This window comes from Bradyrhizobium sp. LB8.2 (assembly GCF_040548035.1).
In the GTDB taxonomy this organism is placed as follows: Bacteria; Pseudomonadota; Alphaproteobacteria; order Rhizobiales; family Xanthobacteraceae; genus Bradyrhizobium.
The window spans coordinates 1-18,410 of sequence record NZ_JBEPQV010000032.1 but is presented as its reverse complement, the minus strand read 5'-3'; the positions used below and the strand labels follow the sequence as shown (position 1 = coordinate 18,410).

The 18,410-nt window shown below is 63.3% G+C and carries 18 protein-coding genes; 16 read left to right on the top strand and 2 right to left on the bottom strand.

What is annotated here, in order from left to right:
• Positions 1-196: 196 nt before the first annotated feature.
• Entirely contained in the window at positions 197-976 is a 780-nt protein-coding gene (locus ABIB06_RS30400) for a Crp/Fnr family transcriptional regulator (RefSeq protein ID WP_354050897.1), read from the top strand.
• Between the two features lie 21 nt (positions 977-997).
• Here the strand turns inward: ABIB06_RS30400 and ABIB06_RS30395 are convergent, their stop codons facing one another.
• Together ABIB06_RS30395 and ABIB06_RS30390 are read right to left on the bottom strand one after the other, a co-directional pair.
• The gene (locus tag ABIB06_RS30395) at positions 998-1,906 is read right to left on the bottom strand and encodes a hypothetical protein (RefSeq protein WP_354050899.1); all 909 of its coding nucleotides are present in this window, start codon (positions 1,904-1,906) and stop codon (positions 998-1,000) included.
• A gap of 38 nt (positions 1,907-1,944) precedes the next feature.
• Positions 1,945-2,235, bottom strand: coding sequence for a hypothetical protein (locus ABIB06_RS30390; RefSeq protein WP_354050901.1), 291 nt, complete (start codon positions 2,233-2,235; stop codon positions 1,945-1,947).
• Positions 2,236-2,559: 324 nt separating this feature from the next.
• Between ABIB06_RS30390 and ABIB06_RS30385 the strand changes: the two genes are divergently transcribed.
• The 15 genes from ABIB06_RS30385 to ABIB06_RS30315 all read left to right on the top strand — a co-directional run bounded on the left by ABIB06_RS30385 (position 2,560) and on the right by ABIB06_RS30315 (position 18,265).
• The gene (locus ABIB06_RS30385; protein ID WP_354050902.1) at positions 2,560-3,660 is read left to right on the top strand and encodes an inositol-3-phosphate synthase; all 1,101 of its coding nucleotides are present in this window, start codon (positions 2,560-2,562) and stop codon (positions 3,658-3,660) included.
• Positions 3,660-4,256, top strand: coding sequence for a histidine phosphatase family protein (locus ABIB06_RS30380; protein WP_354050903.1), 597 nt, complete (start codon positions 3,660-3,662; stop codon positions 4,254-4,256). The genes ABIB06_RS30385 and ABIB06_RS30380 overlap by 1 nt, the downstream gene beginning before the upstream one ends.
• A complete protein-coding gene (locus ABIB06_RS30375) occupies positions 4,253-5,356 on the top strand; it encodes a CgeB family protein (RefSeq protein ID WP_354050905.1) in 1,104 nt (367 codons plus the stop codon). The genes ABIB06_RS30380 and ABIB06_RS30375 overlap by 4 nt, the downstream gene beginning before the upstream one ends.
• Positions 5,357-5,358: 2 nt before the next feature.
• Entirely contained in the window at positions 5,359-6,168 is an 810-nt protein-coding gene (locus ABIB06_RS30370; RefSeq protein WP_354050906.1) for a nucleotidyltransferase family protein, read from the top strand.
• Positions 6,165-6,932, top strand: coding sequence for a TIGR04290 family methyltransferase (locus ABIB06_RS30365; protein ID WP_247350316.1), 768 nt, complete (start codon positions 6,165-6,167; stop codon positions 6,930-6,932). Before ABIB06_RS30370 ends, ABIB06_RS30365 begins: the two co-directional genes overlap by 4 nt.
• Positions 6,929-7,882, top strand: coding sequence for a glycoside hydrolase 5 family protein (locus ABIB06_RS30360; RefSeq protein ID WP_354050908.1), 954 nt, complete (start codon positions 6,929-6,931; stop codon positions 7,880-7,882). Before ABIB06_RS30365 ends, ABIB06_RS30360 begins: the two co-directional genes overlap by 4 nt.
• Positions 7,870-9,075 (top strand): phosphopentomutase, encoded by a 1,206-nt coding sequence (locus tag ABIB06_RS30355; RefSeq protein WP_354050909.1) that lies wholly within the window; start codon positions 7,870-7,872, stop codon positions 9,073-9,075. The genes ABIB06_RS30360 and ABIB06_RS30355 overlap by 13 nt, the downstream gene beginning before the upstream one ends.
• A 209-nt stretch (positions 9,076-9,284) precedes the next feature.
• The gene (locus ABIB06_RS30350) at positions 9,285-10,397 is read left to right on the top strand and encodes an NAD-dependent epimerase/dehydratase family protein (protein WP_354050910.1); all 1,113 of its coding nucleotides are present in this window, start codon (positions 9,285-9,287) and stop codon (positions 10,395-10,397) included.
• Positions 10,397-11,461 carry a GDP-mannose 4,6-dehydratase gene (locus ABIB06_RS30345; RefSeq protein WP_354050912.1) on the top strand — a complete coding sequence of 355 codons (1,065 nt, stop codon included), beginning with the start codon at positions 10,397-10,399 and terminating at the stop codon, positions 11,459-11,461. The genes ABIB06_RS30350 and ABIB06_RS30345 overlap by 1 nt, the downstream gene beginning before the upstream one ends.
• Positions 11,458-12,744, top strand: coding sequence for a TIGR04295 family B12-binding domain-containing radical SAM protein (locus tag ABIB06_RS30340; protein WP_354050913.1), 1,287 nt, complete (start codon positions 11,458-11,460; stop codon positions 12,742-12,744). The genes ABIB06_RS30345 and ABIB06_RS30340 overlap by 4 nt, the downstream gene beginning before the upstream one ends.
• Positions 12,741-13,853, top strand: coding sequence for a glycosyltransferase family 4 protein (locus tag ABIB06_RS30335; protein WP_502916565.1), 1,113 nt, complete (start codon positions 12,741-12,743; stop codon positions 13,851-13,853). Before ABIB06_RS30340 ends, ABIB06_RS30335 begins: the two co-directional genes overlap by 4 nt.
• Entirely contained in the window at positions 13,850-14,980 is a 1,131-nt protein-coding gene (locus tag ABIB06_RS30330; protein WP_354050917.1) for a CgeB family protein, read from the top strand. Before ABIB06_RS30335 ends, ABIB06_RS30330 begins: the two co-directional genes overlap by 4 nt.
• Positions 14,977-16,065: a CgeB family protein gene (locus ABIB06_RS30325; protein ID WP_247446018.1), complete on the top strand. Its 1,089-nt coding sequence runs from the start codon at positions 14,977-14,979 to the stop codon at positions 16,063-16,065. The genes ABIB06_RS30330 and ABIB06_RS30325 overlap by 4 nt, the downstream gene beginning before the upstream one ends.
• Positions 16,062-17,186, top strand: coding sequence for a CgeB family protein (locus ABIB06_RS30320; protein ID WP_354050919.1), 1,125 nt, complete (start codon positions 16,062-16,064; stop codon positions 17,184-17,186). Before ABIB06_RS30325 ends, ABIB06_RS30320 begins: the two co-directional genes overlap by 4 nt.
• Positions 17,187-17,197: 11 nt before the next feature.
• Positions 17,198-18,265, top strand: coding sequence for a UDP-glucuronic acid decarboxylase family protein (locus ABIB06_RS30315; protein ID WP_354050921.1), 1,068 nt, complete (start codon positions 17,198-17,200; stop codon positions 18,263-18,265).
• The last annotated feature ends 145 nt before the right edge of the window (positions 18,266-18,410 follow it).

The window sequence follows — 18,410 nt, the reverse complement described above, 5'->3', positions numbered from 1 at the left end:
CTACGCTTGCCTCTAGCCTTGCGCCGTCACCGGTGCGCTGGCCTGATACGCCACACGTCGATGCCGAGGGCACTCGGGCGGACTGCATTCCTTCGACTTTGGTTCGCAACACGGAGCCAACGTATCAAAGTTTAATGCGTTCTACCCTTCTCTTCGACCAGATTAGGAGACGGGTTTTGGGGTTATCGGACCACCAATGCAGGCAGGATTTGCGTTCTCCAAGCTCGCCGACCGGCTGGCGAGCCTCGCTCCAGTAACTGCCGACGATCTCCACCTGCTCGCGGACATGGCAAGCACAATTGCCCATCTAGGTTCGCGTCAGACCGTTCTGCGGCATGGCGACGATGCCACCCAGTGCTGTCTGCTGCTCCAGGGATATCTGTCCTGGCAGGACGCAGAGAGCGCGGACGGGCAGATCACGTCAATCCATGTTCCCGGTGACATCGCCAATCTACACACGCTTCATCGCCCTCGCGTCGACGGCAACCTGATCGCGCTCGGCCCGGCCATCGTCGCTCTCGTGCCACATCGCTTCTTTCACGATCTGTCCGCGCGTTCGCCCGCTATGTCCCGCGCATTGCTGCTGATGCTGCTCACCGATCACGCCATTCAGCGCAACTGGACAGTGAACCTGGGTAGCCGCGATGCATTGACGCGCGTGGCGCATCTGCTGTGCGAGATCACCGCGCGCCTGCAAAGCGTCGGCCTTGCCAGAGATTTCAGACTGCCATCACCCTTCACCCAATCGGACCTTGCCGCAGCGTGCAGCATCTCCCCTGTCCACGCCAATCGCACCATTCAGGAACTGCGACGATGCAACCTTCTGCAATGGCAGGGTAAGACGGTCATGATCACGGACTGGCCGGCACTCGTGCGGCTCGCAAGTTTCGATCCGACTTATCTGGGGATTCGACCCAGCCATGAGGATGCGTCGTCGCATCTCAGGCCGCTTACGGCGGAGGTTGCGCTCGTTTGAGCCTTTTCAGACGACGCGTTGTCAAACGACGCCTTGAACACCTCGGACGCCTTGAACACCTCGGGAGCGCGCAACCAATGCCTTGCGTGCTTCTGCAAGGACCAAATCCCAATCGCCCGGGGTCCTCTGATGAAACAATCGCAGGCTGGGATACCAGAAGGAGTGAGATCCAGCTGACGGCCAGCGCCAGTCGCAATCCGCATGCAACATCACCCACGCGTCACGTCCGAGCGCCCCCGCGAGGTGGGCTACCATGGTGTCGACGCAAATGAGGAGATCGAGCCGCCGGAGGTGATGACCGAGAACCGTAACGTCAGCTGTACTGACGTCCCTCGCGCCGATCTCTGCCAGCTCGCACGTCCGGGCTCCGCGCTGCAGCGAGGAGAGCGTTACGCCGGGAACGGCAAGATGCCGCAACAGCGGGGGCGGAACGGTCCTTCGCTTGTCCCAATTGCCGACTTCCCAAACCAGGCCGACGGCAAGACCTCGCTCATGCGGCGGCGTTGGCTCGACCGCCGGTGGCAGTGATACGTAAGGTGCGCGCATTTCGACGTGCTCACGCCTCGCCTTTATGGCATGCGGAACCTCCATAATCTCGATATCGACCTCGAAGTCGACGTCAGGCGCACCGTCGTGGAGCGCAAAGGCACGATCAACGCCAGCCGCTCGCTGGACCAGCGGCAGGAGCTCGCTCTGGCACCAGACCGCGACGCTGCGCGCGATATCGCGAAGCGGTCGCATGAAGCGCAGGAACTGAATGGTGTCGCCAAGCCCATGGTAGCAGCGGACCAGCACATGCTTGCCCGTCAGGTCCTCGCCGCGCCAGATCCGCTGGAGGTGACGCGGCCCGGTGTGCTTGGGTGGATACGCAAGCATCGTCAGATCGCGGTCGTTGATCGCCCAGGCGCGTTCGAAGTCGCCTGCCCGCATCGCCTCCGTCCAACCGCCCGACACTCGCGGTGATCCGATCAACGCCGCACGAATTTGTGAAAGCGGCTCGGTTTACCGTCCTTGGTCTGGTCCTGGTGGAGGAAGGCAATGCCGGCCTCGTCGAATTTGGTGAAGAATTCGTCCCAGCCGATCCGGTCGAGCCCTTCTTCGTCGGGCGGATCGAAATCGATGCGCAGGATGCCGGCGTGTCCGCCCTCCTCCGTAGCCTTGACCGTCGCGGGCTTTCCACCGCGCTCCTCCGCCCATTTCCGGATGACGTCGTGGCTGGTGGTCTGCTGGGCTTCGCTGGTTTGTGATTTGGATGACATGTGACACCTCGATTGCTGACAAGGAGCGAGCGATGGATCGGCCCTCGCGTCAGACTGTTTCGCCGTGAACGCCGGGCGCGAGGATTTGTTCTTTCGTATGTCGGACTCTCTCGAGAGCATCATCTTCTTCATCTTCATCCTGGAAGCTCTTCGTTCCCTCCAAACTGCCCGCGATTTTATCCCAGGTTAAGCGCGCGAAATTTTTCCGGCCGGTATCTGACGTGAGGCGGACATAGTGCCGTGAGTTCAGGAACGAACATACGTTCCTCACGTTCGCCGACGTACTTACGTCAACACTGCATGTCTTCCGGAGGGCTTCGATCCATGCATTCTCGTCTTCAGGACAGGCGGCGCGTGCGCGTCGGCATCGTCGGTGTCGGCAATTGTGCGAGCTCCTTCGTTCAGGGGCTCTCCTACTACCGGGAGGCCAAATCGAATGAGCCGGTGCCTGGGCTGATGAACGCCGATCTCGGCGGCTACCACATCAGCGACATTCAGGTCGCGTCGGCCTTCGACGTCCATGCCGGCAAGGTCGGACGAGACGTCGCCGAGGCAATCTTCGCAGCACCGAACAACACGCATCGCTTTTCCGACGTTGCGCAGACCGGCGTCGTCGTCCAGCGCGGCCCGGTCATGGACGGAATCGGCCAGTATTTGAAGGAGGACATTCCGATTGCGGATGTTCCGGAAGCCGACGTCTCCGAAGTGCTCGCGACGTCGCGCACGGACGTGCTGGTGTCCTATCTTCCCGTCGGCTCGCAGCACGCAAGCGAATTTTATGCCGCGCGCGCGATCGAGGCCGGCTGCGGCTACGTCAATTGCATCCCGGTCTTCATTGCCTCGAATACCGACTGGCGGCGGCGTTTCGAGGATGCAGGCCTGCCGATCGTCGGCGACGACATCAAGAGCCAGGTCGGCGCCACGATTCTGCACCGCGTGCTCGCCAATCTCTTCCGCGACCGCGGCGTGCGGCTCGATCGCACCTACCAGCTCAATGTCGGCGGCAACACCGATTTCAAGAACATGCTCGAGCGCGAGCGGCTGACCTCGAAGAAAATCTCCAAGACCCAGGCCGTGACCAGCCAGTTCGACGTGCCCATGGATATCGACAATATTCATGTCGGTCCGAGCGACCACGTGCCATGGCTGACCGACCGCAAGCTGGCCTTCATCCGCCTGGAGGGCACGACGTTCGGCGGTGTGCCCTTAAGCGCGGAAGTCAGGCTCGAGGTCTGGGACTCCCCGAATTCGGCAGGTGTCGTGATCGACGCGGTCCGCTGCGCCAAGCTCGCCATGGACCGCGGGCAGGCCGGCGCGCTGACGGGCCCATCGAGCTATTTCATGAAGTCGCCGCCGCAGCAGTTCACGGACGATGAAGCCGGACGGCGGACGCGCGCGTTCATCGACGACAAGGCGTATACCTGATGGCGAAGATCATTCATCTGATCCGCCACGGGCATCACGCCCTCCTCGGCCTGACGCTATGTGGCCGGATGAAGGGCGTAGAGCTCGATGATCCCGGTTGCGAAGAAATGGCGCGATGCGCCGAAAGCATCTCACCGCGACCAACATTGATACAGTCGAGCCCGCAACGGCGCTGCATGCAGTCGGCCTGTATCCTTGCCGCGCATTTCGGCTTGCCGGTCGAGATCGTGCCCGCGCTCAACGAGCTCGACTATGGCGAATGGACTGGACGATCCTTCGAGGCGCTCGCCCCGGATCCCCGATGGTCGCGCTGGAACGAACAACGCGGAACGATCCGTCCGCCGGGCGGCGAAAGCATGCGGGCGCTCCAGAAGCGCGTCGTCGCCCATCTGGAGCAGGTGAGCAGCGACCGCGATCCCGGCACCGTCGTCGCCGTCAGCCATGCCGAGCCGATCCGCGCGGCGCTGCTGTATTATTCCCGGAAAGAGCTCGACGACTTCCTCTCGATCGAGATCGACCCCGGCAGCGTCAGCACCCTCAGCGTGGACAATCGCGGAATCAAGATCACCGGGATCAATCAGCGGGTGCCAGCGTGAAGATCGTCATCTTCGGCCTGACAATTTCCTCTTCCTGGGGCAACGGTCACGCGACCTTGTGGCGTGGGCTTTGCAAGCATCTCGCGCGATCCGGCCACAGCGTCATCTTTTTCGAGCGCGACGTGCCCTATTACGCCAGCGCGCGGGATTTGCACGAACTGGCGGGCGGCCAGCTGCGCCTGTTCTCGAATTGGGACGATGTGCTTCCTTTGGCGCGCAGCGACCTTCGCGATGCCGATGTCGCGATCGTGACCTCCTATTGTCCCGACGCGATCGCCGCGACCGAGCTTACCCTGTCTGAGGGTCGCGCGCTGCCCGTGTTCTACGATCTCGACACACCGGTCACGCTGGCGAAGCTCATGGCCGGCGGCGCCGTTCCCTATATCGGGCCGCGCGGCCTGCGAGATTTCGCCTTGGTCCTGAGCTTCACCGGCGGTCCCCGCATCTGCAACGAATTTCGCGACCGGCTCGGCGCCTGCAACGTCCGTCCGCTCTACGGCCATGTCGACACTGACATCCATCGACCGGTCCCGTCTCAGTCGCACTACCGTGCGCATCTGTCCTATCTCGGCACATATTCGCAGGATCGTCAGCGCGCGCTCGAGGCTCTCTTCGTCGAACCCGCACGGGCACGGCAGGATCTGCGCTTCCTGATCGGGGGTGCGCAATACCCGGAAGATTTTCCCTGGTCGCCAAACATCTATTTCGTGCAGCACTTGCCGCCGTCAGAGCACGCGTCGTTCTTTGCGTCGTCCCGGCTGACGCTCAACGTCACGCGCCGGGCCATGGCGGAGATGGGCTGGTGCCCGTCCGGGCGTCTGTTCGAAGCTGCTGCCTGCAAGGCCCCACTGCTCAGCGACGATTGGCCGGGGATCGATGAATTCTTTGCGCCCGGGCACGAGATCCTGATCGCGCGCGATGAAAAGGACACGCTTGCTGCATTGACGACGGCCGACGCCGAGCTTCAGCACATTGCCGCGCGCGCATATGAACGGACCATGGATCAGCACACCTCCGACAAGCGCGCAGGCGAACTGATCTCGCTGCTCGAGCAGGCGGCATCCCTCGGCGCGCGCCGGCAACAACCTGAGGAGGCCTGATCATGTGGGGCATCGTTCCGGCCGCAGGCCGCGGCAGCCGCATCCAGCCGCTCGCCTTCTCCAAGGAACTGCTTCCGGTCGGAAGCCGACGGGACGACGGCATGGACCGTCCGTGCGCCGTCTCGGAATATTTGCTGGAGCGGCTGATCCTTGGGGGGGCTGACAAGATCTGCTTCGTGATCTCCCCCGGCAAATCCGACATCCTCGAATATTTCGGCGATCACTATGGCGGCGCCCAGCTCGCTTACGTCGTGCAGCCCGACGCGTCGGGGCTGTGCGATGCCGTGTTCAGGGCGGGCACGGTCGTCGGCCATGACGAAGACGTCATCGTCGGACTTCCGGATACAGTCTGGTTCCCCAAGGCGGCCTTGCAGGCATTGCCGGCCGCCGACCTGTCGTTTCTGCTGTTTCCGGTCGAACATCCCGAGTTCTTCGATGCGGTCGTGCTCGACGGCGATCGCGTGACGGAGATCCAGGTCAAGCAGCCGGACGCAGCGTCGAAATGGATATGGGGCGCCTTCAAGATGTCTGCCAACGGATTTCGCGAACTCCAATCGCTGTGGACAAAGCGCGACCACCGGGATGAATATTTCGGGACACTCGTCAACGCCTACATGGCGGCCGGCGGCCAGGGGCTCGGCGTCAAAGCTGGCGAATCCTATGTCGATGTAGGCACCATCGATGGCTATCGGACGGCAATGGCGTTGCTCGCGGAAAGCTCCACCGGGAACGGACGCTCTCGATTGCTGGCCGGCGGTTCGCCCGAGCCAGCCTGCTCAGCCCCCGCAATGAACAATGGAGTGACCGCATGAGCAGAGGCGCCCTCTCCCGCGAGGAAATCCGCCAGCGTGTCGATGCGCTCGGGCCATGGTTTCACAATCTGGACCTGAAGGGTGTACCGACAGCGCCTTCACACTTTCTCGGCGACTATCCCAACGTGAAATGGCGACGCTTCTCCGGGATCATCCCGGACCGTCTCGACGGCAAGACCGTACTCGATATCGGCTGCAATGCCGGCTTCTACGCCATGGAGATGAAGCGGCGCGGCGCCGAGCGCGTCCTCGGCCTGGACACCGACGACGAATATCTCGAGCAAGCCCGCTTCGCGGCCGAGGTGAACGGGCTCAGGATCGAATTCCGCAAGATGTCAGCCTATGACGTCGGACAGCTGCGCGAAAAGTTCGACCTCGTGATCTTCATGGGGGTGCTCTACCATCTGCGGCACCCTCTGCTGGCGCTCGACCTGATCCATGAGCACGTGGCCGGCGATCTCCTGCTGTTCCAATCGATGCAGCGCGGCGACAGCCGCGTGGATCCGGTCGACAAGAACTACGACTTCTGGACCACCGATCAGTTCGATTCGCCGGGCTATCCAAAGCTGCACTTCATCGAGAACAAATATGCCGACGACCCCACCAATTGGTGGGTGCCGAACCGTGCCTGCGCCGAAGCCATGCTGCGCAGCGCCGGCTTTGCGATCGCAGCGCATCCGGAAGACGAAGTCTATCTTTGCAAGCGGGTAACAAGGCCGCAGGCGGAAGGTCCTGTCTATCCGTCGCGGGAGGCCGGCCAATGATCGAAGCCGCCAAGATCTGGAACGAGCCCAACAACAAGTCGCACTGGGACATCCTGATTGATCCGGACTGGACCATGTTCGCCAACCTGGCGCTAGCGGCCGGAAAGGCGATCCGCAGCGCCCATCCCACACTCCCGCGTGTGCTCGGCGGCATATCGCCGATTGATCCGTCGTTCATCCGCAATATGCAGGCGCGTGGCGTACTCGATCATGTCGATGCGGTAGCCGTGCACGGCTTTCCGCTCGACTGGAACCTGTGGCAGATTGCGGAATGGCCGGCCAAGCTCGAGGAGATCAAGGCGGTCACTTCGCTGCCGATCTGGGTGACGGAGGTGGGAGTCTCGTCTTTCGGCGCCGAAGAGGTGCAGGCTTGGGGACTGACCCGAACCGCGGAGCTCTTGATCGGCCGCGCTCCGCGCATCCACTGGTACAGCCTCTACGATCTGCCTTCGAGCTGGGAGGCCACGACCCGGCATAAGGAGGCTGAAGGCTCCTCCTACTACCGGCATTTCCACATGGGCCTGCTGCGCGAGGACGGGACACCGAAAGCCTCGGCGGAGCTGTTCCGCAACTTTGCACCTGCGATGGGCCTGTGCCAGTGGTTTCATTTCGAGGACCACCGCCTCGATGACGCCGTGGGCTGGATGCGCCGGCTGGGCGTGCAGCATCTCAGGACCGGCCTGTCCTGGGCCGACAGTTTTCGTCCCAACGCGCTCGACTGGTTCGACCGCCAGATGGACGCGCTGGCGGAGTTTCAGGTCGCGGTGACCTTCTGCTTCACGCCGGAGCACCGGGGTATCGAGCCTCATCACACCAGCCCGCCGCTCGACGTGAACGAGTTCGCGGATTTCTGCGCGCAGATGGTCGAGCGCTATTGCGCGAAAACAGGGGTCGCGCCTTCCGCGGCGTCTTCGCGTCCGACCGTCCGAGAACCGACATGCGTGCCCTGATCCTGGTGTTGGACTCCGTCGGAATCGGCGCCGCGCCCGATGCCGAAAATTACGGCGACGAGGGCGCCGATACCATCGGTCACATCGCTGAGATGTGCAGGGTCGGCAATGCCGACGGTCCACGGCGGGAGGGACCGCTTCAGCTTCCCAATCTGGTTGGGCTGGGCCTTGGCCAGGCTTGCCGTCTCGCAACCGGGCGCGTGCCGCCCGGGTTGGAGGGCCGTCCGGAGCATTCGCGCTTTGGCTGCGCAAGCGAGATATCGAAGGGGAAGGACACGCCATCCGGTCATTGGGAGATTGCCGGTGTGCCGGTGCCGTTCGACTGGGGCTATTTTCCAAGAACCGAACCGTGCTTCCCGCGCGACCTGATGGAGCGCCTGTGCGAACAGGCGCGATTGCCCGGCATCCTCGGAAACCGTCACGCCTCCGGCACCGAGATCATCGCCGAATTCGGCGAGCGTCACATCAGAACCGACGAACCGATCTGTTATACGTCGGCCGACAGCGTGTTTCAGATTGCTGCACATGAGGAGACATTCGGGCTCGAACGCCTCTATGAGGTCTGCCGCGTTGCCCGCCGACTGGTCGATCCCCTGAACATCGGGCGCGTCATCGCCCGGCCGTTCATCGGCACGTCAGCAGGTAACTTCAAGCGAACCGCGCACCGGAAGGATTATTCCGTCCCGCCGCCCGAGCGAACGATCCTCGATCTCGCCGAAAGCGCAGGCCGTGACATCGTGACGATCGGCAAGATCGACGACATCTTCGCCCATCGCGGGACCGGGAGGAACATGCGGGGCGATGGCAACGAAGCGTTGTTCGATGCCACGCTTGATGGGCTGGCCTCTCTTGCAGAGGGTGGGATGTTGTTCGCCAACTTCATCGATTTCGACACGCTGTACGGCCATCGCCGAGACGTCGCGGGATATGCAGCGGCGCTCGAAGCCTTCGATGCCCGCGTTCCCGAGCTGCTTAACCGCGTGCGCGACGATGATCTCCTCATCGTCACGGCCGATCACGGTTGCGACCCAACCTGGAGCAGCACCGATCACACCCGCGAACAAGTGCCAATTCTGGCGGTGCGCGGGCGGTCATCTTCTCCGATCGGCAGACGCACCGGCTTCGCCGATATAGCGGCAACGGTCGCAAGACATCTCGAGCTGCAGGCGCCGATTCGTGGCGTGCATTTTTAGCCGCAGCGCCGGCGATTCACCTGGGTTATTGATCCAGGTTAGAGAAATGTTTGTTTGTAGGTTTCGCAGGAACGAACATTCCTTGCATCGCTTCTACTTCCAAATGTGACTGGCGCGCCGGTCGCCCCGACCAGAACAGCAGCGCGCGCTTTCATTCTCATCACGGATTGATCCCGCAGGATCGGTCTCACGGCGGCACGGAGCGGTGAATGACGCGAGTATTGATCACTGGAGGCGCCGGATTCATCGGATCGCATGCAGCCGACGTGCTGCTGGCGGCCGGCTATGAAGTCCGCCTGCTCGACAATCTCTCGCCGCAGGTCCACGGAGGCAACCGCCAGCGTCCCGCCTATCTTGCCGAAGAGGCGGAGCTCGTCGTCGGCGACGTCACCGACGCTCCCGCAGTCGAGCACGCGTTACGCGGCACCGACATGGTCCTGCATCTCGCATCCGCGGTAGGCGTCGGCCAGAGCATGTACGACATCGAGCCCTATGTCAGGACCAACGAGCTCGGCACCGCCGTGCTGTTGCAGGCACTGTCCAAGCGCCCGGTCGAGCGGCTGGTGGTGGCCTCATCCATGAGCATTTATGGCGAGGGCCTCTACCGGAGCGCCGATCAGAGCGTCATCGCCTGCGACGAACGGCCGATCGAGCAGCTTCGCCGCGGCGATTGGGAGCTGCGCGATATCACCGGCCGCCCGCTTGATCCCGTTGCCACCCCGGAGACAAAGCAGCCCTCGCTGAGTTCGATCTACGCACTCAACAAATATGCCCAGGAACGCATGTGCCTGATCACCGGCAAGGCCTATGGCATTCCGACGGTGGCGCTACGCTTCTTCAATGCGTTCGGTCCGCGCCAGGCGCTGTCCAATCCCTATACCGGCGTGCTCGCCATCTTTGCCGCGCGGCTGCTCAACGGCCGGCCCCCCCTTGTCTTCGAGGATGGTCTGCAGCGGCGCGACTTCGTCCATGTACATGACGTCGCCCGCGCCTGCCGCATGGCGCTCGAGGCCGATCGCACCCAGGAGGTCTTCAACGTCGGCTCGGGGCAGTGCCGCACCATTCTCTCCGTCGCGCAGGATCTCGCCGATGTCATGGGACGCGGCAACATCGAGCCCGAGTTAACGCGGAAATATCGTGCCGGCGATATCCGGCACTGCTTCGCCGACATCGGAAAATCGCGCGACCTGCTCGGCTTCGAGCCGCACGTCGCCTTCAAGGACGGTCTCCGGGAGCTGGCGGAGTATCTCGCCGACCAGATCGCTGACGATCAGGCGGAGCGAGCCACCAAGGAGCTGCAGCAACGAGGATTGGTCGCGTGATGAGTGAACGAGACAACAGACCCGTCCTGATCACCGGCGGCTGCGGATTTATCGGCTGCAACCTCGCCGACCGGCTCGCGGAACGCGGCGATCCCGTGCTGATACTGGACAATCTCGCCCGCGCCGGCGTGCGTGAGAACGCGCAATGGCTGAAGTCCCGGCATGGCGACCGGGTCACAATTACCGTGGCCGACATCCGCGAACCGATCTCGGTGATCGACGCAGTACGTGAAGCCCGCGCCGTGCTGCACTTGGCCGCCCAGGTCGCGGTCACCGACAGCGTGAGCGATCCGGCTTCCGATTTCGAAATCAACGCGCGGGGCACATTGAATGTGCTCGAAGCCGTGCGGCTCCACAACAGCGCCGCGCCGATCGTGTTCGCCTCGACCAACAAGGTCTACGGACGCCTGATCGACGACGGCGACATCGCGCTCACCGGCCGCCGCTACACGCCGACAAGCAGTCTGCTGGCCGGCGGCATCCCGGAAAATGCACCGCTCGACTTCTACAGCCCCTATGGATGCTCCAAGGGAACGGCGGATCAATACGTTCACGACTATGCGCGGGTCTACGGCCTCCAGACCGTAGTGATGCGCATGAGCTGCATCTATGGGCCCCGGCAATTCGGCACCGAAGATCAGGGCTGGATCGCGCATTTCCTGCTGAGCGCCATCCGCAGCAAAGAGCTGACGATCTATGGCGACGGCCATCAGGTCCGCGATGCGCTTCATGTGTCGGACGCGGCCTCGGCCTGGCTCGCCGTGCTCGATCGCATCGCGCTCGCCCGTGGACGCGTGTTCAATCTCGGCGGCGGCCCGGCCAATGCGATCAGTCTGCTGGAATTGATCGACCGCATCACCGATCTGACCGGCCGCAAGGTGGCATATCGCTTTGCCGATTGGAGGCCCGGCGATCAGCCCTGGTACGTGACCGACACGCGCGCCCTCTCCAGCGCGCTCGGCTGGGCGCCTCAGACATCTCTCGCAGACGGCCTCCGATCCATTCACACCTGGCTGGATGGCCGCTTCGGATCGGCACAGGGCAACCGCGAGGCGCTGGCATGACGCGTGTTGCCCTCATCAACCCAAACTGGGATTTTGGCGGCAGCATCTATTTCGGCTGCCGATCTCCTCACCTTCCGCTCGAACTCGGGATCTCCGAACACTACCTGAAGGCGGCCGGGCACAAGACGCTGCTGCTCGATGCGCACATGTTTGACCTTTCTCTCGCCGATATCGAAGCCGAGCTGCGCGCGTTCGACCCCGACCAGATCGTCATCACGACGGCACCGACTTATCTGTTCTGGCGCTGCGCCCCTCCCGAGCTCCGCGTCCCGCAGGAGCTTGCAATGGGGGTGCGCGACCTGGCTCCGATCCTCGTGGCAGTGGGCCCCCATGGCTCGACCGTGCCAAAAGCGGCGCTTCGAAAGCTCGGCGCCGACATCGTCGTAATGGGCGAGTGCGAGGCATCCTTGCTGCGTCTTGCCAATGGCGAGCGGGACTTTCCCGGCTTGTGCTTCGCCGATGGCGCATCGCTCCGCGTCAATGGCGGCCCGCAGGCCGTCGCGTTCAGGGATCAGCCGCCGCTTGAGTGGCCGGAGGAGATGATCCGGCGGCATCATCATCATCATCACCGCTTCGAAGCCGAGCCGCAGGCGCCAGGCGCCGAGGTCGAGTCTTCCAGGGGTTGTCCGTACAACTGCACGTTCTGCGCCAAGGAGAATTTCCGCAACGCTTACCGCAAACGGCCCCCCTCCGTCGTTCTCCAAGAGATCGATGGCCTGCGCCATCAGGGCATGGAATATGTCTACTTCATCGACGAGATATTTCTTCCGAACGCGGAACTGCTGGAAGGGCTGGCCACACGCGGGCTGAAGTTCGGTGTGCAGACCCGCATCGATCTCTGGAAGCCGGACATGCTGGCTCTGCTCGGTGGGGCCGGCTGCGTCTCGATAGAGGCCGGGATCGAGAGCCTGACCGTCGAGGGCCGTGCTGCGCTTGCCAAGAACTGCAAGATGACGACAGACCAGCTTGCCGAACGTCTGGTCGAAGCGCGCCGTCACGTTCCTTTCGTGCAGGCCAACCTGATCGAAGTCCCCGAGGACGATGATCCCATCGTGCAGCGCTGGCGCCGCACGATGCAGGATGCCGGCATCTGGGCCAACGATCCGGTCCCGCTTTATCCCTATCCGGGCTCGCCGGACTATCGAAAGCTGTGGGGCGAGCCCGACGATTTCGCCTGGGAGCGCGCGCACCGGCACTATCTCGCGATGTTCGACCAGTTCAGCGACGTGCAGAACGATCGCCCGGTTCCGCTCGAGGCTCTCGAACTGCAGGTGGCATCATGAGCCGGAGCTCGGACATCGGGATCCTGATGACGACCGACACCGTCGGGGGTGTCTGGACCTATTCCTGCGCTCTCGCATCGCAGCTTGCGGCGTCGGGTGCCGATGTCGGCCTCGTGACCATGGGTCGGCCCGCACGAGCCGAGCAGCGCGAGATGCTGCGCGGTTCCCGAGTGCGCCTGATCGAAACGGACCTCGCGCTGGAATGGCAGGATCCGGAAGGGCAGGACCTCGCCCGAGCGCGGCGCACCCTCACGAAGCTCGAAGCACAATTCAGGCCGGACGTTATTCACCTCAACGGTTTTCGCGAAGTAACCTTCGACTGGCACGCGCCGGTGGTACTCGTCGCGCATTCCTGCGTCAGCTCCTGGGCGCTGGCCTGCCGTGATACGGCCTGGCTGGGCGAGCCGAGATGGCGCAGCTACACCGAACGCGTCGCGGCAGCCCTCGACAAGGCGCAGGCCTGGGTATGCCCAACCCAGTCCTTTCACGACGTGATCGCGCAGATTTACCATCCTCAATCGCCGGGCGCCGTGATCTGGAATGGGATCACACCCCGAGGCGCCCTCGGACGTAAGCAGGAGCTGATCCTTGCAGCCGGGCGGCTCTGGGACCGCGCCAAGAACATCGAGGTTCTTGCCGCCGCGGCGCCGGGGCTGGATTGGCCGGTCCAGGTGGCGGGTGCGGCGACCGTCAGCCCATCGCATTGTATCACCTGGCTTGGGCAATTGCCGTACGACGCCATGCGCGCGCGGATGGAGCACGCGGCGATCTTCGCGAGCCCCGCCTTCTATGAACCGTTTGGGCTGGCGGTCCTGGAAGCCGCGGCGACGGGATGCGCACTCGTCCTGTCCGACATCCCAACGTTCCGGGAATTGTGGACCGGAGCCGCGCTGTTCGTCGATCCCACCGACGGCAAGGCGCTGCATCGAACGCTTGCAGGTCTGTGCGCCGACGATCGCGAGCGGATGCGGCTGCAACGGGCAGCCTTTGAGCATTCCCTCACCTATTCCCTGACCCGGACGACGAGTGCCTATCTCAGGCTTTACGAGGACCTGCTCGCTTCCCATCGCGAGACCGCGCCGGTCAGCCAGATCGAGGTGCGTGCATGAAATGCGTCCTGTTCTACCACGCCTTCGCCTCCTGCTGGAACAACGGCAACGCCCACTTCCTGCGCGGCTATGCCCGCGAACTTCATGCGCTCGGTCATGAGGTCGTCGTGTTCGAGCCGGTCGACGGCTGGAGCCGATTGAACGCGATCCGCGAGGGTGGCACTCAGACCATGCAGGACATTCCGGTGCTGTTTCCCGGCATCGGCATCCGCCGCTATGACGCCTGCCTTGATCTGGATGAGGCGCTTCACGGCGCCGATCTCGTCGTCGTCCACGAATGGAATTCGCCGGATCTGATCGCAGACATCGGCCACAGGCGTGCGCATGGCGCTCCCTTCACGCTGCTGTTCCACGACACCCATCACCGCGCCGTCAGCGCACCTGACGAGCTTGCGCAATTCGACCTCGACGGGTTCGACGGTGTGCTCGCCTTCGGCGAGGTGCTTCGTCAGATCTATCTGAAGCTCGGCTGGGCCGACCGGGCCTTCACCTGGCACGAGGCCGCGGACATCGCCCTGTATCATCCGCTGCCGCATGTCGAGCGCACCGACGATGTCGTCTGGATCGGCAATTGGGGCGACGGCGAACGCAGCGCCGAGCTCAACGAATTTCTGGTCGAACCGGTGGCCGAACTGAAGCTGCGCGCGGAGGTCTATGGCGTCCGCTATTCGGACGCGGCGCTCGACACCATTCAGGCGGCAGGTATCCGGCATGGCGGGTGGCTGCCCGCGCACTGGGCTCCCATCGCTTTCGCCGGCGCACGCGCCACTGTCCATGTGCCGCGCGGCCCCTACGTCCGCCTGCTTCCGGGCATTCCGACCATTCGCGTCTTCGAGGCGATGGCGTGCGGCATTCCACTGGTCTCGGCCCCCTGGTCAGACGCGGAAGGCCTGTTCCCGGAAGGCGCCTATCTCGGCGCCGCCGACGGTACCGAAATGAAGCGCGCGCTTCGTGCGCTCCTCGGCGACCACGAGTTATGGACCGCCACAGTGGAGGCCGGCCTGCGGACGATCAAGGAGCGTCACACCTGCCGTCACCGCGCGGAGCAGCTTGTCAGCATCGTGCAGGATCTCCGGGCCTCAGGCCGCTCGTCACAGCCCTCACGATACATCGGAGCCTCCGCATGAAGATCTGCTTCTTCGGATCCAGCCTCGTCTCATCCTACTGGAACGGTGCCGCCACCTATTATCGCGGCATGCTGAAGGAGATTGCGGCGCTCGGCCACGACATCACGTTCTTCGAGCCCGACGCCTTCGAGCGCCAGGCCCACCGCGACATCGACGATCCCAACTGGGCGAGGGTGGTCGTCTACGCCGCGACGCCGGACGGCTGGCGAAGCTCGATCGAGGGAGCCGCCCGCTCGGCTGACATGCTGATCAAGGCCAGCGGGGTCGGCGTTTTCGATCAGGAGCTGGAGAACGCCCTCACCGACATTCCGTCGAATGCGACGCGCATCTATTGGGACGTCGACGCCCCCGCCACGCTGGAGACGATGGCGGACGATCCGGAACATCATCTGCGCCGCGCGATCCGGTCCTACGACATGGTTTTGACTTATGGCGGCGGCGATGCAGTCGTGTCCGCTTATCGCTCCATGGGCGCGCGGGGCTGCGTGCCGATCTACAATGCGCTCGACCCGGCCACGCACTTTCCGGCACTTCCAAATCCACGTTTCACCTGCGATCTCAGCCTTTTGGCAAACCGCCTTCCCGATCGCGAGCAGCGCGTCGAGAGGTTCTTCCTCGACGTTGCGCGCCAACTGCCCAACAAGAGATTTGTCCTCGGCGGCTCCGGCTGGGAGACCAAGGAAACGCCGGCCAATCTACAGCAGGTCGGACATGTCGGGACCGGCGACCACAACGCGTTCTTCGGCTCCGGTCTGGCTACGCTGAACGTCAATCGCGACAGCATGGCACGTTACGGCTTCTCGCCGCCGACACGCGTGTTCGAAGCCATCGGCGCCGGAGCCTGCCTCATCACCGACCAGTGGGACGGCATCGATCATTTTCTCGAGCCGGATCGCGAGGTCCTGGTGGCCGCAAGCGGAGCGGAGGTCGCAGAGCATCTTGCCGCACTGCGCCCCGATCGGGCTCAGGCGATCGCAGGACGCGCTCGTGCGCGCATTCTGAGCCACCACACCTACCGGCAGCGCGCGCGCCAGTTCAACGATCTCTTTGCCGCAAGCAATTCGCGAATCGAGGCAGCAGAATGAACCTCACCATCGTCGTCATTGGTCTTTCGGTCACTTCGTCCTGGGGCAACGGCCATGCCACGACCTACCGCGCCCTGATCGAAGCCCTGGCACGACGAGGTCACCACGTCACGTTTCTGGAACGCGACGTCCCCTGGTATCGTGAGCATCGCGATCCTACCAAGCCTTCTGCGTGGACCGTCGAGCTTTATCAATCCTTGAAGGACATCCCGCTGCGTTTCGGCAAGATGATCCGAGACGCTGATCTGGTGGTCATCGGCTCCTATGTGCCCGATGGGATCGCGATCTCCGAATGGGTCACGACCCACACCGGAGGGCTTACCGCCTTCTACGACATCGACACGCCGGTCACGCTTGCGAAGCTCGATCAGGGCCTGGACTATCTTTCCGCGGCGATGATCCCGCGTTTCGACCTTTATCTGTCCTTTGCCGGCGGCCCAGTACCCGACATGATCGAGGAGAGCTATGGCAGTCCGCTGGCGCGGGTTCTGTATTGCAGTGCGGACACCGATATCTACGCGCCGCAACGCGCGGAGAAGAAATGGGCACTGGGCTACCTCGGAACCTACAGCGAGGACCGGCAACCGATTCTGGAACAGCTGCTGCTCTCGCCCGCTCGTACTCTGTCATCCGAGCAGTTCGTGGTGGCCGGCGCGCAATATCCCGAGGATGTGGTGTGGCCAGCCAATGTGGCCCGCATCGAGCATCTCACACCCAAGCATCATCCGACATTCTACGCGGAGCAGCGTTTCACGCTAAACGCCACCCGCTCCGACATGCGCGCACTCGGGTTCTCGCCGAGCGTCAGGCTGTTCGAAGCCGCCGCGTGCGGCACGCCCGTCATCTCGGACCGGTGGCCTGGAATCGAAACTGTCTTTGAACCCTCGCGGGAAATCCTGCTCGCGTCGAATCCACGCGACGTTGTTGAAATCCTGCGCGACATGCCGGAGGACCACCGGCGCTCGATCGCAGACAACGCGCGGCGGCGGGTCATCGCCGATCACACCTCCGACCACCGCGCCCGGCAGCTCGAGACGTACTACACCGAGGCGTCCGATCGGCGGTGCCGCAGAACAGCGCGGCGTCCCGTATCGCGTCCCTTGCAGGTCGCAGAACTCTGAAAGGCAGCGCCATGACACTTCAGACCCGCATCCAGGCGTCCCGCCGCTCCCCGACGGTGCTGATCGCCGGCGGCGCCGGCTTCATCGGATCCCACCTCTGCGACGCGCTATTGCAACGCGGCCACACGGTAATCTGCCTCGACAATTTGTTTACGGGAACGATCAGCAATATCCGGCCGCTGCTCAATCATCCGAATTTTCGCTTCATCGAACATGACGTACGCGATCCCGTCGAGATCGAGGGCGATATCGACGGGATCTACAGCCTCGCCTGCCCGGCGTCGCCCCGTCATTACCAGAAAGATCCGGTCGGCACGATGAAGACCTGCGTGCTTGGCACCATCAACATGCTGGAGCTCGCGCGTCGGAAGGGCGCCCGAGTGCTGCAGGCATCGACAAGCGAGGTCTACGGCGATCCCGAGGTGCATCCCCAGCCGGAATCCTATCTCGGCAACGTCAACGCGATCGGACCCCGAGCCTGCTACGACGAAGGCAAGCGGGCCGCGGAAACGCTGATGTTCGATTACCATCGCATGTACGGGGTCGAGATCAAGATCGCGCGCATCTTCAACACCTACGGCCCGCGAATGCTGGAGAACGACGGGCGTGTCGTCTCCAACTTCATCGTGCAGGCACTGCGCGGAGAGCCGATCACGATCTATGGCGGTGGTACGCAGACCAGAAGCTTCTGCTTCGTCGACGATCTCGTGCGCGGCCTCCAGCTGCTCATGGAGAGTCCATCATCAGTCACCGGGCCCTGCAATTTGGGTAATCCGCACGAGGTTACGATCGAGGCGATTGCCCGCGACGTGCTGGCGTATACAGAGTCAGCCTCCCCGCTTCGGTTCGAGGAACTGCCGAAAGACGATCCGAAGCGGCGCAAGCCTGTCATTGACACAGCCGTGAAGGTGTTGGGGTGGCGCCCGCGCGTGGCGCTCAAGGATGGTCTCCGGGCGACCATCGCGTATTTCGCCATGCGCATAGCCGGCCAAGCGCCGACGCTTGTTCCGGCCGCTGCACCTCGCAGGAGCGGACGTACCGCTGCACGCGGCCGGTTGACGATTGCCGATCAGGGGTGATCCAGCCACCGGACGAGGAACCCGCAAATGCGACAGCGACCGGAGCGTGAGCTAGGGTCTGTTGGGATTCATCTGGAGTTTATCGCGGCCGCGGCCAGATAGATCATTGAAGTGAAGCTCTGGTCGGTCTTGTCGGCGCGCATTG